The following is a 15,874-nucleotide window of genomic DNA, read 5'->3' as shown; positions in this document are numbered from 1 at the left end:
GAAGACATTTATCAGACGGCTACGATGTTCCCGCCATGACCGCCATCGAATTGGTGGACGTTTCCAAGCGATTTGGGAACGTCGTTGCCCTCCGCAACCTCGATCTCTCCATACAGGAAGGTGAGGTGTTCGGTTTTCTCGGCCCCAACGGCGCGGGAAAATCGACCACCATCGACATCGTTCTCGACTACGTTAGACCGAACAGCGGAACGGTCAGCGTTTTCGGCCACGACGCCCAGCGAGAAACCCGGGCCGTTCACGAACGTATCGGTGTCCTCCCTGACGCCTACCACTCCTACGGCCATCTCACCGCCCGTCAACACCTCGACTTCGTCATCGAAACACGCGGCGCGAACGACGACCCGGACAGGATACTGGAACGGGTCGGCATTCCCGAGGCAGCGGACCGGCGGGCGGAAGGATTCTCGAAGGGGATGACCCAGCGACTCATCCTCGGCATGGCGCTCGTCGGCGACCCCGACTTGCTCATCCTCGACGAACCGACGACCGGCCTCGATCCCAACGGGGCGCTGGCGATGCGGGAAATCATCCAGGAGGAGAGCGACCGCGGGACGACCGTGTTCTTCTCCAGTCACATCCTGGAGCAGGTCGAAGCCGTCTGTGACCGCGTCGCTATCCTCAACGACGGCGAACTGGTCACGGTGAACTCCATCGACGGACTCCGCGAGACGGTCGGTTCCGGCGCGTCGCTGACCGTTCAAGTGAACCGAATCCCGTCGGGTACGCTCGACAGAGTGCGTGGCGTCGAGGGCGTCGGGAACGTCGTCGCCGACGGGACGACGCTCGTGGTGGCCTGTACGAACCCGTCGAAAAAGCGCGTTCTCGACGTCGTCGAATCGACGGGTGCAGTTATCGAGGATTTCGAAACCGAGGAGGCGTCGCTCGAAGAACTGTTCGCCACCTACACGGCGGGGGTTCCGGCATGAACTGGCGCGTCATGGCGAAAAAGGACTTCCTCGACGCCTACCGGAAGTGGTCGCTCGCGACTGCGGCCGCCGGGTTCGTCCTGTTCTTCGCCGTTCCGACGTATCTGGGGATGAGCCACGCGCAAAATCCCGGCGGACAGGACTTCTTCGGGTTCGTGCAGACGGCCCTCTTTTTCGTCCCGTTGGCGGGATTGATGATGAGTTACGGGGCTATCGCGGGCGAACGCGAACTCGGCAGCCTGAAACTCCTGCTCGCGCTCCCGTACACCCGGTTGGACGTGATTTCCGGGAAGGCCATCGGACGGGCCGCAGTCGTCGGCGCGGCGGCGATTATCGGCATCCTCATCTCGACGCTCGTCTTCGTCGTCCTCGGCGGGACGCTCTCCATCGTCGGGTACGTGCTGTTCCTCGTCCTCGTCCTGCTCCTCGCGGCGGCGTACACGAGTTCGGCGGTCTGTCTCTCGGCCGCTTCGCCCACGAGCAACCGCGCGATGGCGACGAGCGTCGGGTTCTTCCTCCTGACGCTCGCGGGTTGGTCGGCGATTCCGCTGGTGATCCGGTACGTGCTCAACGGTTTTTCGATGCCGGGTGGCGCGGAACCCGTCTGGGCGAAAGTCATCGACGGCCTCAGTCCCATCCAGGCCTACTCGAACGGGATGAGTACGCTGGTGCATGGTAACACCGCATCCACGTTCTATCAGTCCGGGTGGTTCGCCCTCCTCGTCCTCCTCGGATGGGCCGTGATCCCGGTGGCACTCGGCTACCGGCGGTTTCGTTCGGCGGACCTCTGACCGGTTTCCCGACGCGGGATTCCACACCCGATAGAATCCTTTTGTCTGTTCGGATATATATATATATTTTTTCGTTAGAAATACATAATATTCGGACGTGAGGAGTTTCACTTCCAGATGGTTGACAGCCAGAGTTCACGATCGGAACGAGCAGTATCTGCCACTAGCAGCTCACGGCGCGGATTTCTACTGAAATCAGGAAGTGTTCTCGCGGCGGCGACGGTTGCGACGGGAGTCGGTGCGGCGGCGGGCGAGGAGCGGACGTCGCACGCGATTCGGCGCGGAACGAACGACGAAACGGACGTACACGTCGTCAAATCCGGGGAACCGGGTCCAACGGCCGTCGTCGTCGGTGGCATCCACGGCAACGAACCGGCCGGATACCGGGCCGCCGGTGGTATCGCCGAATGGTCCATCGACAAGGGGAAACTCGTCGTGATTCCGCGAGCGAACCCGGTCGCTATCGAACGGGGAGCGTATCTGAACGACGATGGGAACTTGAACGCGAAGTTCCACCCGGGGCGCGAACCGAGGACGGCGCTCGCCCGCGCGCTGTGGTACGAAATCGACCGTCACGACCCGAAGACGGTGTTGACCCTCCATAGCTCGAAGGGCATCCTTTGGGATGCGGATGCGCCGGACGGAACCGGACAAGCCATCTTCCCGACGACTTCGGAAGGTGCCGACCGGGACGCGACGAAAACGGCGTCGTACATGAACAACCACCACCTCGCCGACTCGCTCCCCGAGTACTACGAGTTCAAGATGGGGCGGTTGCTCGACGGGAGCGAACCCCTCCTGGCCGGAAAAGTCGGCCGCGACATGGAGATACCCGCCTATCTCCTCGATACGACGCGATACGGTACGGACCTCGACACGCGGATCAACTGGACGCTGAACATGGTCCGTCACCTCCTCGAACGGAACGGTATCTCCCGAACGTTCGAATAACTTCGTCTTCCCGGAGCCATACCCGGGAACTCTTTGCGTCTGGGGTATGAGGGAAGGTATGAAAGATTGGGTTATCGACGACGAGAACCTCTCGCTCGAACGGAAATCGCTCCTCCCGGGTGAGGGCTTTTTCTTTCCCGACTCGCTCGAAGCACGGCAGGAAGAACAGGAAGCGAAAGAGGAGTTGGAGGGTGCGGAACGGGCCGTCGTCGCCGATCCGGACGCCGACGGACTGGCGGCAACCGCGCTCGTTCGCGAAGCCTACGGCGAGACGGCGCTCATCGACGCCGGACCGCACGACCTCGCGGACGCCCTCGAACGGGTCGTCGCGTACAGCGAACCCGGTGCGACCGTCTTCATCTGTGACCTCTGTCCCGACGCCTACGAGCCGATAGCGGCGGAACTCGAAGTCCTCGTGGAGGAGGCGAACGAGGTCTTCTGGTTCGACCACCACCAGTGGGACGAGGCCGTGGCCGACGCCGTTCGCGCGCTCGGTATCGAACTCGTCGTCGGTGAATCCGACGAGGAGTGTACCGCCGACGTGGTCGCCCGCTCGCTCGACTACGACTTCCCGGATTACCTCGTCGAACTCGCGGAAGTCACGCGCGACCACGACTTGTGGCTTCGGGACGACCCACGGAGCGACGACTTGGCGGACTACTCCTACTGGGCGGAACCCGAGGAGTACATGGAGGTCATTCAGGAACACGGTGCGGAACTCCCCGCGGAAGTCGAGGAGTTCCTCGCGGAACAGCGCGTCGAGAAGGAGGCGCTCATCGAGCGGGCAGTGTCCCGCGCCGAGATGAAGCGGATCGGCGACTGGATGGTCGGCGTCACCTACGGCCGCTGTTCGCAGAACGAGGTCGCGGAAGCGATGCGCGAACAGGGTGCGGACGCTTCGGTCGTCGTCAAACCCGCCGGAAGCGCGAGTATTCGCGGTACCGACGAGTTCGAGCGGTGCCACGAGGTCGCACGGCAGGTCAACGGCGGCGGCCACCCGAAAGCGGCGGGTTGCAAACCGAGCATCTACGACGACATGCTGGACTACGCCCACCACTGGACCACACAGGGCGCGGTGACCAAGCAGGTGATTCTGGAAGCGTTCTGGGCCCTGAAACACGAGGACGACGAACTGGACACCGACGAATAGGGTCGCTTCGAACGGACCGTCTCGAACAGTACAAAAAATTAACTGTTCTGCGTTGCTACTCGGCAGGATGGTCGATAAAAACGCGGTTCGTCGCGAGTACGACGATTCAATTCCTCGTGTTCAGTTCCTCGTAAGATCACTACCGATGATCTAGCCGAAGAGTTTGGGGTCACACATCAAGCGCTCTCTGAGCGACTTCGACGTGGCCAAGGAGAGCTCCGTGACCACGCGTTCGTTGAAAACGCCGGTACCCCAGACTACCCGGTCCGACTAATGATCGACGAAGACGCGGTAGTCGAGTAAAATCACAGTATCTCATTCCCCCTCGGCATCGAGCGGCTCGAGTTCAACCGTCCGATCAGCGTTGACCGTGACCTGATAGCCACAGTAGTCGAAAACCACTTTCCCGTTTCGTTCGGTCTTTCGGTGGAGTGGAGCGAACAGCGTGTCAAGAGCATCCGGGTCGATGGCCTCGTATAACGGCGGGCATTCACTCGTATCGGGACCGTCACGGGTAGCAATCTCGGCATGAATCAACACCGTGATCGAGGGCTCTGCCGTGATCGTTTGCTCGTCGCTTGGTGTGTTGGTTGTTGTCTCTCCCATGGTTGTAGTCTCTCCCTAGAGCGCTCGTGATTATTCGGACGATTTCCGCAACGAGCACTCCATCCAAACCTCCGGCCTGTAGTTATAAACATCCTCTGGCGAAAGATAATGCGGATACCTCATCTCTATGTTTTCAACGCTGTACTCCGGCAGCGCTTCTTGAAGCAATCCGGTGTCAAAACTGCGGCAACTTCGTTACGCCTGATTTTGCACGTATTTTTGGTGATAATCAAAATAGCGTCCATGGCTGTTTAAGCTGCATGGATGGCACTGCCGTTAAGAACGGCCAAGCAGTCGATTGATAGCGGATTAGTACCGAAATTAGGAAGATTGGGACAGCGTAGGGAGTGTTCTTCCCTGGGTACCGATCACTCCTTTCTCGAAGCAGTATGGGATTTGCGTTCACTGACCTGATTCGGTTTGACGAATGCATCCGTCTACTGGACCCCATTTTATACGGTGACATACGCAACAGCGAGATATTCATCGCCACGCGAGTTACTACAAAATGGATGAAAGGACGTCGGGAGTAATGAGCAAACATATGCAACTCCAAAACGCGACCGAAGACCTCGAAAGTATTACCAACGATACAACTGACGGGAGACTTTCGGAGACGGAAGTCAGCGAATTGCTTACGAGCCAACGGCGACGAGTGATCCTCTCTTACTTACAAGTATGCGACGGCCCGGTCGAAATCGAATCGCTAATCGAGCACCTCACGTACCAAGAGTTGGAGGAGTGTTCCGGTGATACACCGACCCAACTCTTCGAAGAGATCGCGGAGGCCGTCTGGAACGATCATCTACCACTACTCGCCGAGCACGATGCCATCAAGTACGATCGAGAGAGCGGAAAACTGCGCGGGTGGACCAATATCGGTCAACTCGCACATCGCCTGCGAGAGCACAGTAACTGATCAGTAACGATAGATCATCGTTAGTCCCCGCTCGTATCCGGTTTGGATTCTGATGGTGAGTCCACCGAGTCGGACATCCCTTTTCGCCCGGCAAGTACATGCTGGACCAGATTTCCGTGGGCACGTTCACACCGCTCACTACGTTTCGTTTATAAGCAACCGACGGTTCAGTGACCGGTGAACACGAGCAACTGATTCGGGGCTACGGAAGCAACGACAGCGCGAGTTCCTTCTGCCGGGTCTCGATATCATCCGAATCGTCGCGCCCACCGTACCAGAGATCGAACCACGCGAGCGGGGAGAGTTGTCCGATGAAGCGGTATGCCCGTTGTCGGCACCGAAACCCGTCGTCGCGCGTCAGTTCGTCCGTCTGTGCATACCCCGAAAGCAATGCCTCGTTGACGATACTTCGCCGTTCGTCGTCCAGCGGGCGACGACCGCAGAGGTAGTGTTCGGTGGTCGCGAGGTCGAACTCGCGGTGGCCGGTGAACTGGTTACCCCAGTCGAGCACCGTTCGCACGGTACCGGTGTCCGGGTCGACGAGGAGGTTACCGAACCGATAGTCGTCGTGGAGGAGCACCGGAGCGGGATCGGACGGAACGACTTCGAGGTAGTGGTCGAGTCCGGCACGGAGTTCGTCGGTCAGATCCGAAAATCGCCCGGATTCCTCGATGCGGGCGAGGTTTCCTTCTGCGTAGGACCGGAGCCGTGAGGGCCAATCGGGTTCGGGATCGGTGATCGAGAGGCCACCGACGGTCGGTTCGCTGTCGGCGTCCACGCCCGCACGAAGCCAACCGTATCCGTCGAACGTGGCCGCGGAGTGAAGTTCGCCGAGGTGCCGTCCGGCGTCGTGTGCGGTGCGTTCGAGGGCGCGGTCGGTCAGCGACTCCGGGCCGGAAACCTGCTCGCCGGGCGCACGCTCCATCAGGAAGAACGGCACGGGCAGGCTATCGTGCTCGTCCACGTATCCGAGAACGGCCGGGACCGGAATCTCGGTTCGCCGGTTCACGAAGTCGAGAATGCGCGGTTCCATCCGAAACGAAGGCGGGTCCACGAACGAACGGGCTTTCAGTACGCAGTGTCGGGCCCCGTCCGGCATCTCGACGGTGACGAAAAAGACGTCGTCAGTGCCCTCGTCCGCCGGAACCACGTTCGTCACCGTGCGGTCGCCGAGTATCTCCCGGATCAGTCGTGGAACGCGTTCGGTCTCCAAGTTCGTGTCCGTCATCGAGTTATGGGTGGGTTTCGCCGCCCCGCTCGTAGAAGCCTTGTGGTGTCGAACTGCCAACAGCAACGGAACTCTCCGGGCCGGAACGAACCGGAGCGAACCGGAACGATCCCGAACGAACGACTCGGACCCTTTAATCCGGGTCGCAACGAGGGCCGCGTATGGTCATTTTCGACACTGACGCCATCGTCGGCATGGTACACCTGCCCGCCCTGCCGGGTGCTCCCGGTTTCGACGGCAACTTCGACGCGCTCCGAACTCGCGCGCTCACCGACGCCCACGCGCTCGAATCGGGCGGCGTGGACGCGATCATGGTGGAGAACTTCGGCGACTCGCCGTTCCACCCGAACGACGTGCCGAAGCACGTCGTCGCCTCCATGACCCGCGTCGTCACCGAACTCCGACAGGCTACAGAGTGCCCGCTCGGCGTGAACGTCCTCCGCAACGACGCCGAAGCGGCCCTCTCGATAGCGACCGCGGCCGACGCCCAGTTCATCCGCGTGAACGTCCACACCGGCGCGCGCCTGACCGACCAAGGCATCATCGAGGGGAGCGCACACGAGACGATCCGCCTGCGGGACGAACTCGATTCCGACGTGAAGGTCCTCGCCGACGTGGACGTGAAACACTCCGCCGCACTCGCGGAACGGCCCGTCACCGAACTGGTGGACGAGACCCTCGGCCGCGGACGGGCGGACGGTATCGTCGTGAGCGGCGTCGGAACCGGTCACGAAGTGGATACCGAGATGCTGGAAGCCGTCGTCGCGTGCCGGGACGGGGTCGGATCGGATGCGCCGGTGCTTCTCGGGAGCGGAACGACGGCCGAAAACGTTCGTGACCTGCTGGATATCGCGGACGGCGCTATCGTCGGCACGGCGTTGAAAGAAGGCGGCGAGACGACGAACCGAGTGGACGAGGAGCGAGTTCGGGAACTAGTCGAGAGGATCTGAGGCACCCACTACGCTCGCTACGAACGGATACTCCTTCGGTTCTCGTGTAGCCCACTCGTATCGCCTAACCCGTCCTAACCGAGTGGCGCGCGGAAGCGAGTGAATACGAGCGGCGCGCGAGGGACCGAAGGTCCCGCTGGAAGCCGACGTTTCACGCTGGCGAGGACGAAGGAGTGAACGAGAGCACGGGAGAGCTTTGCTCTCCCGGAGGAATCGGTTGGGGAGGGAGTGGTGTGGTGCGGAATCGGTTGCAGGACGGTATTCATGCGGCTCGGTAGCTGCAATCGCATCAAAATCAAATCCAGTACGGTGAGGTGAGCAGAAAGGGGTGTTTCACGAATACATCCATGTCTTTCCACTATTCCTACTGAGGTTACACAGACCAATCTGCAGAACCGAACCGAAGATGACAGTTGGGACTAATATGACGCCGTGCACGTTCGTGACGCGACGACCGACGACGCCGAGGCAGTCCGGAGCGTTCATTCGGAATCAATCACGGAACTCGGCCCGGAAGGATACGCGGAACCGCAGGTCGCAGCGTGGGCGAGAGGTTGTGAGTCCGCCGACTACTCATCAGTTATCGAAAACGAGGTGACCGAGTTCGTCGTCGCGGAGGACGAAGGAACCGTCGTGGCGTTCGGGTCGGCCACACTCGAATCGCCCGAGGAGTACGAGGCCACAGTGGAGGCGGAAGTCACAGGTGTGTACGTTCACCCGTCAGTCGCCCGGACGGGAGTTGGCTCCGCGGTACTCTCGGAGATAGAACGCCGGATGCGTGACCGGAATACGCACGCTCTCGGACTCTCGGCGTCGTTGAACGCGGTTTCGTTCTACGAGGAACACGGATACGAACGCGTGAGGGAGTACACACACGAGTTCTGCAGCAGCAAATCGACGGGCGTGACGGGGACGGTCATCGAGATGAAAAAGGAGCTGTGACCGTTCACAGAAACTCCTCGACCTCGTTTTCCGTCGGCAAGCCACCCCTCGCGCCCTCCGCGCCGCAGTTCAACGCGGCCACGGCGGCCGCGAACTCCCCCGCTTTCGCCATATTTCCCGCTCCCAAAATCCACTCGTGGATCAGGCCAGCAGTGTGACCGTCCCCCGCTCCGGTCGTGTCGGTCACGGGAACGTCGAAGGCGGGTATCTCGACCGTCTCCGACGCGTCGAACAGCAGCGCACCGTCCGCGCCGCGCGTCACCGCGCCGCGTTTCACACCCCTCTCGCGGAACGTCTCGACGGCCTCGTGTGGACCGACGCCGAGGTACGATCGGACTGGCACCTCGCTCGTGACCAGCAGGTCGAAGACGGGGAGCGCGTCGTCCAACGTTTCACGGGTGACGCCCCGGCCGTCGAGTTCTGAGAGCGGGCCGGAGAGATCGAAGACGAGCGGCGGTAAGTCGCCCGCTCTTCGGGCGGAAACGAGGCGCGAGACGACTTCGTCGGGGGCGTACGCGCTGGTGAACACGACGCGGGCGCGGCGGAGGTAGTCGAGGTCGGCGTCGTCGAGTCGGAGTGCGGGCACGGCGTCTCCCCCCGCGATGATCATGCGCTCGCCGTCGGGGTCGCGGAGGATGAGACAGTACGAAGAGTCTTCGTTGCCGCGACGAACGCGGGTCGTGTCGATGCCGCGGGCTTCGAGGTCGCTTTTCACGAATTCGCCCTCCTCGTCGTCGCCGACGCGTGCCACGACGCCGGTGTCGCGGCCGAGTCGTGAGAGTGCGGTTGCGACGTTCGCCGCGACGCCACCGGCGGCACGGGATTCGTCGCGGACGAACGCGCCGCCGTCCGGCTCCGGCAGGTTCGAGAGCGAGTAGACGTGGTCAACGAGCGCGCTCCCGACCGTCACCGCGTCGAATGTCATCGTCGGCACGGTCACGTCGCGGCGGGAAGTCGCTTGCGCTACGGTTTGCGGAACACGTAGGTTACCCCTGCCCGCTCGATCCGAATCACGCCCGCGTCGTGGTCGAAGACGACCCAATCCGCGCGTCCGTCGAACTCGTGAAACGGCATTCCGGCCGTAACGTGTCCGTCACGCGTGACGGTAAACCGGGCGACACCCATCCGTGCGACGAGTTTCGACCCGTGTTCGTCAACGTCCGGAGCGAACTGCCGGAGGTTGGTTTCGATTGCGCCCCAGTTGTCGATGGGCACCCGCTCTGCCATAGGTAACCGTCGGCAGGGAAGGGGAAAGCGATGTCGGGGAAATCGAGGAAATCGGAAAAATCGGGGGATATCCGAGGGACAGGTGTCACTGCGTGCCCGGATATTCGACGTCGGAGAACGCGAACCGAGCGCCGCCGCCGGTGCTGTCACCGATCGCAATCGTCCAGCCGTGGGAGTCGGCGATCTGCTGGACGATACTCAAGCCGAGTCCGGTTCCGGACTGTTCCGTCGAGTACCCCGATTCCAACACCCGTTCGCGTTGTTCCTCCGGAATCCCGGGGCCGTCGTCAGCGACGTAAAATCCTCCCGGCGTCTTGCCGAGGGAAACGGTCACGTCGTCGCCACCGTGTTCGATCGCGTTTCGAAACAGGTTCGCAAACAACTCGGTCAAACGGTCGCGGTCGGCGAGAATTCGGTCGTTCATCGACTCGACGTCGAGGGTTGCCGGTTCGCTTTCGACACCGTTCCACACGTCGATGGCGAACTCGACGAGTTCGACCTCCTCCAGTTTCAGCGTCTTTTGCCCTTCTCGTGCGATTTCGAGGAGGTCGGAGATGATGGCCTCGATGCGATCCGCGGCCGTCTCTACCTCGTCGAAATGTTCCTCTTTCCCCGTTTTACGGGCCAAGTTGAGATAGCCGTAGATGATGCTCAACGGCCCACGGAGGTCGTGGGAGACCTGGCTCGCGAACTCGTCGAGTCGCTCGTTCTCCCGGACGAGCGCGCGTTCACGCTCCTTGCGCTCGGTGACGTCTCGGACGGCACAGACGTACTCGTCTTCCGCGACGACTGTGACGGTGAGCGTCAGCGTGAGGGTACTGCCGTCGTGACGTTTTCCCGTGATGTCGCCGTTCCACTCCCCGGCAGAATCGACTTCTGGGATTATCTCGGACTGAATGCGGTCGTCTGCCTCGTCCGTGAGCGTCTCCTTCCATTCCCCTCCGATGAGGGTGGACGAGTCGTAGCCGAACAGGTCGGCGTACGCTTGGTTGACGTAATTGAAACGGAAATCGTTCGTGAGCAACGCGATACCTTCGCTGGTCGTGTCGATGGCTCGAAACCCTCGGTGGACTTGTTTTTCCACGTAACGGCGTGACACTGCTTGCCGGATTTGGGACGCCAGCGTGACGAACCGGACACTGGACGTCCCCTTCTGGAGGTAGTTCGTCGCACCGGCCGAAATAGCACCGCTTGCAACGTCCTCGCTTCCAGTCCCTGTAAACATGAGAAACGGGATGTACGGACAGCGATCACGGACCTGTTCGAGCAACTTCAATCCGGATCCATCTTCGAGTTCGTAATCACTGACGACGCAGTCGATATCGATGTCACGGTCGAAGAGGTACTCCGTCGCTTCCGCGTTGTTCGTAACGCTGACGACCTCTCCGATACCATCCTCCGCTTCCAAGGTCGTTCTGGACAACTGGAGAAATTTCTCATCGTTGTCGACGTGGAGCACACGGATTTCGGCAGGGAAATCGTGACCGATCGAAACCGGGTCTACATTCGCCATCTAGCTTTCTGCACCAACACGGCCAAAAGACATATATCTAACTCATTACGGATGGTAACGAACCCTGGATTGAATAACGAACTCGGATCGAATTCTCACGCCGCTCGTGCGTCTTCGCGTTCGCCGGCGACCCACTTCTGCGAGAACGCGGTGCCACAGTCACAGTAGGCGTAGGCGTGAATCACGTCCCCCTCCGCGTATAGGCCACCGACGTCCTCGTTCTGCTCCTCGGCGAACGCGAACACGAACTTCACGTCGTGGTCACCCTCCGGACAGTCGCCGCCGTCGAGCGTCGGCGCGACGGTCCCTTCGGTTCCCATCGCCTGTTTCGCGAAGTTCATCGCGTCCATTCCGGTCGCCTTCTTGAACACGCTTCGACCGGTTTCGCCGGGGACGATGAGCAGTGTCCCACCGGGTACCGACTCGCCGTACTCCGCCAGCGTGTCCCCGGAGACGAACGAATCGGCGAGAAAGAGCGCGACGTCGTCCGGGCGGTCACCGGCCAAAAACTCGTCCCGCTTGTTCATTGGTCCTCGACTTGGCGTGCGATATCCGCGAGGTCACCGTCCGGTGCTTCCGTCGCCTCGTACACCGCCCGCGAACCCGGCTGTCGAATCCCGTATTTGAACCCCTCCTCGACCACGTCGATCAGCACCGACTGGCCAAACGAGCGGTTGCTCTCGTCGAACCACTCGGAGAGTCTGTTTTCGCCTTCGCCGGGATTCCGCGCGAGTCGCGGCGTATCGTACACCCCGCGAATGAGCCGTCCGTCGCCGGTCAGCGGTCGTTCGATTCGAGCGCGATACTCCGTATCGTCCATGACGATACGGACGATTTCGTCGGCCGGAAACGCGTCCTCGTTGTCCCCGGAAATCTCGATGTTCGCACGATGCGTCGCACCCGCCTGCGCCAGTGTCGCCCTGACGGTTTCGGTCGTATCACTAGAAACCCGCTGGGTCATAATCGTGAAAAGATGGTGTATATGTTTGAGTGTTCCGCCGCGTTACTCGTCGTCTTCCTCGTCGTCGCCCTCGCCGTAGAGGGATTCGACGGACTCGTCGCCGTATTCCGAGATCGTGACGTTGAGTTGCGCGACTGCCTCGCTGACTTCCTTTCCGCGGACCGAGATGCGTCGTCGCTCGCCGTCTCGCTCGGGGTTGTAACCCGTGCCGCCTTCGAGGAGCACGTCCTTGAGGTTCGGGCCTGCGACGTCGCCACGCATCGGGCGACCGGCGTTGTCCGAGCCACCGGTGATTTCGACGGAATACCCGTCGAGACCGACGGCACTGCCGTCGACGTCCTCACCGATAGACTTGCCGAGGAATCGGTTTGCGTCCTGTCCGTCTACTTCGCGCTGATAGGCCGCCCCGGAGTCGGGGTCAGCAACGACGACCTGAAAGTTTGCCATACGGAACGAATATCGGTCGCACCCTAAAAGGACATCGAAAAGTGCTTTCGGACGAAACCGCTATGCATGGGCCAGTCGTTCGTTGATGGCAGGGGGGACGAATGTCGGAAACCTATTACTTCGTCAGTGACCTGCACGTCGGCGGCGACGAGGAGCTACAGAAGTGTGAGTTCGAGGACGAGTTCGTCGAGTTCTTGCGGATGCTCGAAACCACAGATGAAAACGCCGAACTGGTGATCCTCGGCGACGCCTTCGGCCTGTGGGAGTTCACCCAATCGGCCGGGATGAAGAAGTTCGACCTGCTGGTCGAACACCACCCGAAACTGTTCGACCAGTTTCGAAAGACGGGCGAGAACGTCACCATCACGCTCATCCCCGGCAATCACGACGCCGAACTCGCAGGGTATCCGGAGTACGAGAGGCGACTGGCCGAGTACAACGTGAACCTCGACTCGACGCTGTCGCTGACTCGGTCCGTCGCCGGAAAGAAAATCTGGATCGAACACGGCATGCAGGAGGATGCACACAACCGCATGCCGGAGTTCGGCAACCCGCGTGCGAACCCGCTCGGCTACTTCGTCAACCGTCACATCACGGGAAAGGCCGGACAGCTTTCGGGGCGGGGGAAGTACAACTGGCTCAAGGACATCCAGTCGCTCACGCCGCTCGAAGAGATTCCGGACTGGATCGCATCGAACTACTTCTACCGCGAGATGAACCCGTTTCTGCGCTACGGCGCGTTGCCGTTCCTGTTGCTCTTCCAGATCAGCCTGCTGTATCTCCTCGTCCTCGTGCTGGAAGCGACCGGGGTCCTCGGAACGCATCTCATCTCGAACCTCACGGCGGACTTTCTCCACCAGTTCGGACTGGTCGGAGACCTCGTGGAGTTCGTCATCTACGTCAATCTCGTCGTCGTCGGTCTCCTCCTTCTCGTCTCGATACCGCTGTACTTCTTCGCCCGCGACGTGCGAAAGACGCTCGAACGGTTCGGCCTCGTCAGACAGGAGAAGCCCGAAGAACCGGCCGACGCGCCCTACGTCGCCGCCGCCGAGGACGTGTTCGAGGAGTTCCCCGACGTCGTTGCGTACATCTACGGCCACACCCACCGCGTCTCGCTCACGAACGTGGGCGAGCGCGTCATCATCAACACCGGAACGTGGCTCAAGCGACTGCACCGGACCTCGACGTGGATCGGTATCCTGCCGCCGGTGTATTACCCTTCGTACCGACTGAACTACTTCAAAATCGACGAGGAGGAAGGAAACGTCGTGATCGAGTACCACACCATCGAGAAGGAGGCCCCGAACGAACTCACGCTCGTCCAACGGTTGCTCTCGCGCCGTCCGAAGGTGAAGAACGATATTCCGAAACGGACCGTCATCGAGGGGTCGGAGAAGGAAGTGGTCGAGTCGGCATCGAAGGAGTAGAAAGACAGGCTACAAACGAGTATCCGATGAAACCAGAAGGGCCACGGACGACGAGGTGAGATGTTTCCAACTCCCCGCGAGCGACGCGCGGTGCGAGCGAGCGGGCCGACGACTGAACGCAGTGAAGGAGGAGTGTCTTCGTGAGCGTAGCGAACGAAGGCTCGGAAGTCGCATGCCCGCGAACGAAGTGAGCCGGAACGTCTTCTGGTGCTTTTGGTCCAGATCTTTATCGAGGGTCGCGTGGTTTGCGACCCTCGCTATAAAAAGGTGGGTTCTAGAACGGATATCGTCGCTGGTTCCGCTGCACTGAGATCCACTTCTCCTGCGTGAGTTCCTCGACGATGGCGTCACCGTCGTAGCGGCCGATTCCGGAGCCTTTCACGCCGCCGAACGGGACGTGGGGTTCCTCGTTGATGGGTTGGTCGTTGATGTGGACCATCCCGGCGTCGATGGCGTCGGCGAAGTCCTGTGCGCGGCCGAGGTCGCCCGCGTGTACCGACGCGGCGAGGCCGTATTCGGTGTCGTTCGCGAGTTCGATGGCCTCCTCGTCGGAGGAGAACGGGATGACCGGCGCGATGGGACCGAACGTCTCGTTGCACGACGCGGCCATGTCGTTGGTCGCGCCGGAGAGGACCGTCGGCTTGACGAACAGGCCGTCGTGGTGGCCGCCGGTTTCGAGGGTCGCACCCTCCTCGACCGTCGAGTCGATGTAGTCGAGCATCTGGTCGCGCTGACCCTCGTCGATGATGGGGCCGATGACGTTGTCGCGGTCCGTCGGGTCGCCGATGGGGAGTCCTTCGGCGCGCTCGGTCAACTTTTCGACGTACTCGTCGTACACGTCCTCGTGGACGAGGTGGCGGTTGATGGAGATGCACACCTGTCCCTGGTGGAGGAACGACCCGAACACGGCCGAATCGATGGCGGCGTCGAGGTCGGCATCCTCGGTGACGACGTGCGGGTTGTTCCCGCCGAGTTCCATCGCGGGGAGCGCGAGGTTCTCCGCGGCGAGACCCGCGACGTGTTTGCCGACTTCGGTCGAACCCGTGAACGCCATCACGTCGAGTTCGGGGTGGGACGCCATCCGGTCGCCGATTTCCGAACCCTTGCCGGGGACGACGTTGAGCAGTCCCTCGGGCAGTTCGGCTTCCTCGAAAATCTTGGCGAGCAGGAGACCGCCGGTGACGGGGGTCGGCGAGGCGGGTTTCAGGACGACGGCGTTGCCGAGCGCCAGCGCGGGTGCGACGGCGCGCATCGAGAGGTTGAACGGGAAGTTCCACGGCGAGATGACGCCGACGACGCCCATCGGCACGCGCTTGACGTGGTTCTCCTTGCCCGGAATCATCGAGTCCTTGATCTCGCCGCCGACGCGGAACGGGAACTCGGCCGCCTGCTGGGTGATACCGCGGGCGGTCTGCCACTCGGCGAACGCTTTCATGTTCGCGCTTCCGGACTCGACGGCGAGCGCGTGGAGAATGTCGTTTCGGTGTTCGTCCAGCAGGTCGAGTGCGGACTGGACGACGCCGACTCGTTTGCTCGGCGGCAGGTCGGCCCAGTCGGCCTGCGCCTCGGCGGCGGCCTCGTAGGCGCGATTCACGTCGTCCTCGGTCGCGGCGGGGACCGACGTGACTTTCTCCTGGGTCGCCGGGTTCGTCACTTCGATTTCGTCCCGGTCGCCGCCGTCGATCCATTCGCCGTCGATGTAGAGGGCGTTCCAGTCGCCGTCCAAGGTGTAGGCTCTGTCCGACATCACTGAGAACTCGGGTGTTCATGGTGATAAATGGTCAGGAACCGGCCGCGGTGTGGCATTTTCAGACA

General features: G+C 61.4%; 18 protein-coding genes. 9 read left to right on the top strand and 9 right to left on the bottom strand.

The genetic code is table 11. The features are described from left to right. The first annotated feature begins 35 nt into the window (after positions 1-35). The 5 genes from NKF25_RS22630 (at position 36) to NKF25_RS22610 (ending at position 4,142) form a co-directional block, all read left to right on the top strand. Entirely contained in the window at positions 36-947 is a 912-nt protein-coding gene (locus NKF25_RS22630) for an ABC transporter ATP-binding protein (protein WP_253228892.1), read from the top strand. Beyond that, a complete protein-coding gene (locus NKF25_RS22625; RefSeq protein ID WP_253228891.1) occupies positions 944-1,738 on the top strand; it encodes an ABC transporter permease subunit in 795 nt (264 codons plus the stop codon). The genes NKF25_RS22630 and NKF25_RS22625 overlap by 4 nt, the downstream gene beginning before the upstream one ends. A gap of 117 nt (positions 1,739-1,855) precedes the next feature. Further along, positions 1,856-2,689 carry a succinylglutamate desuccinylase/aspartoacylase family protein gene (locus NKF25_RS22620; protein ID WP_253228890.1) on the top strand — a complete coding sequence of 278 codons (834 nt, stop codon included), beginning with the start codon at positions 1,856-1,858 and terminating at the stop codon, positions 2,687-2,689. A 58-nt stretch (positions 2,690-2,747) separates the two neighbouring features. After that, positions 2,748-3,839: a recombinase RecJ gene (locus NKF25_RS22615; protein WP_253228889.1), complete on the top strand. Its 1,092-nt coding sequence runs from the start codon at positions 2,748-2,750 to the stop codon at positions 3,837-3,839. Positions 3,840-3,974: 135 nt separating this feature from the next. Continuing rightward, entirely contained in the window at positions 3,975-4,142 is a 168-nt protein-coding gene (locus NKF25_RS22610; protein WP_253228915.1) for a helix-turn-helix domain-containing protein, read from the top strand. Positions 4,143-4,154: 12 nt separating this feature from the next. Here NKF25_RS22610 and NKF25_RS22605 read toward each other — a convergent pair whose 3' ends face one another. Next, on the bottom strand, positions 4,155-4,445 hold the full coding sequence (locus tag NKF25_RS22605; RefSeq protein WP_253228888.1) for a HalOD1 output domain-containing protein: 291 nt from the start codon (positions 4,443-4,445) through the stop codon (positions 4,155-4,157). Positions 4,446-4,977: 532 nt separating this feature from the next. On the opposite strand from NKF25_RS22605, the gene NKF25_RS22600 reads away from it, so the two are divergent. Next, positions 4,978-5,364 (top strand): hypothetical protein, encoded by a 387-nt coding sequence (locus NKF25_RS22600; protein WP_253228887.1) that lies wholly within the window; start codon positions 4,978-4,980, stop codon positions 5,362-5,364. A 202-nt stretch (positions 5,365-5,566) separates the two neighbouring features. Here the strand turns inward: NKF25_RS22600 and NKF25_RS22595 are convergent, their stop codons facing one another. Then, on the bottom strand, positions 5,567-6,592 hold the full coding sequence (locus NKF25_RS22595) for a phosphotransferase (RefSeq protein WP_253228886.1): 1,026 nt from the start codon (positions 6,590-6,592) through the stop codon (positions 5,567-5,569). Positions 6,593-6,753: 161 nt separating this feature from the next. Between NKF25_RS22595 and NKF25_RS22590 the strand changes: the two genes are divergently transcribed. Together NKF25_RS22590 and NKF25_RS22585 are read left to right on the top strand one after the other, a co-directional pair. Then, positions 6,754-7,542, top strand: a complete 789-nt coding sequence (locus tag NKF25_RS22590; protein ID WP_253228885.1) for a BtpA/SgcQ family protein — start codon at positions 6,754-6,756, stop codon at positions 7,540-7,542. 432 nt (positions 7,543-7,974) lie between these two features. After that, positions 7,975-8,484: a GNAT family N-acetyltransferase gene (locus NKF25_RS22585; RefSeq protein ID WP_253228884.1), complete on the top strand. Its 510-nt coding sequence runs from the start codon at positions 7,975-7,977 to the stop codon at positions 8,482-8,484. A 4-nt stretch (positions 8,485-8,488) separates the two neighbouring features. Here the strand turns inward: NKF25_RS22585 and NKF25_RS22580 are convergent, their stop codons facing one another. The 6 genes from NKF25_RS22580 to NKF25_RS22555 form a co-directional block, all read right to left on the bottom strand. Next, positions 8,489-9,409, bottom strand: coding sequence for a carbohydrate kinase family protein (locus tag NKF25_RS22580; protein ID WP_253228883.1), 921 nt, complete (start codon positions 9,407-9,409; stop codon positions 8,489-8,491). Positions 9,410-9,447: 38 nt separating this feature from the next. Next, positions 9,448-9,711 carry a hypothetical protein gene (locus NKF25_RS22575; RefSeq protein WP_253228882.1) on the bottom strand — a complete coding sequence of 88 codons (264 nt, stop codon included), beginning with the start codon at positions 9,709-9,711 and terminating at the stop codon, positions 9,448-9,450. An 85-nt stretch (positions 9,712-9,796) separates the two neighbouring features. Next, positions 9,797-11,224: an ATP-binding protein gene (locus tag NKF25_RS22570; protein WP_253228881.1), complete on the bottom strand. Its 1,428-nt coding sequence runs from the start codon at positions 11,222-11,224 to the stop codon at positions 9,797-9,799. 95 nt (positions 11,225-11,319) lie between these two features. Next, entirely contained in the window at positions 11,320-11,751 is a 432-nt protein-coding gene (locus NKF25_RS22565; protein ID WP_253228880.1) for a DUF5807 family protein, read from the bottom strand. Beyond that, positions 11,748-12,185, bottom strand: a complete 438-nt coding sequence (locus tag NKF25_RS22560; protein ID WP_253228879.1) for a hypothetical protein — start codon at positions 12,183-12,185, stop codon at positions 11,748-11,750. Before NKF25_RS22560 ends, NKF25_RS22565 begins: the two co-directional genes overlap by 4 nt. A gap of 42 nt (positions 12,186-12,227) precedes the next feature. Then, positions 12,228-12,632: a 30S ribosomal protein S6e gene (locus tag NKF25_RS22555; protein ID WP_253228878.1), complete on the bottom strand. Its 405-nt coding sequence runs from the start codon at positions 12,630-12,632 to the stop codon at positions 12,228-12,230. A gap of 101 nt (positions 12,633-12,733) precedes the next feature. Here NKF25_RS22555 and NKF25_RS22550 point away from each other — a divergent pair, with 101 nt between their 5' ends. Next, a complete protein-coding gene (locus tag NKF25_RS22550) occupies positions 12,734-14,059 on the top strand; it encodes a metallophosphoesterase (protein WP_253228877.1) in 1,326 nt (441 codons plus the stop codon). A gap of 274 nt (positions 14,060-14,333) precedes the next feature. Here the strand turns inward: NKF25_RS22550 and NKF25_RS22545 are convergent, their stop codons facing one another. Next, positions 14,334-15,806: an aldehyde dehydrogenase family protein gene (locus tag NKF25_RS22545; protein ID WP_253228876.1), complete on the bottom strand. Its 1,473-nt coding sequence runs from the start codon at positions 15,804-15,806 to the stop codon at positions 14,334-14,336. Positions 15,807-15,874 lie beyond the last annotated feature (68 nt).

Source organism: Haladaptatus sp. AB643 (assembly GCF_024136975.1).
Classification (GTDB): Archaea; Halobacteriota; Halobacteria; order Halobacteriales; family Haladaptataceae; genus Haladaptatus.
Note: the sequence above shows the minus strand (reverse complement) of the source record. Positions and strands in the feature narration are given on the sequence as shown.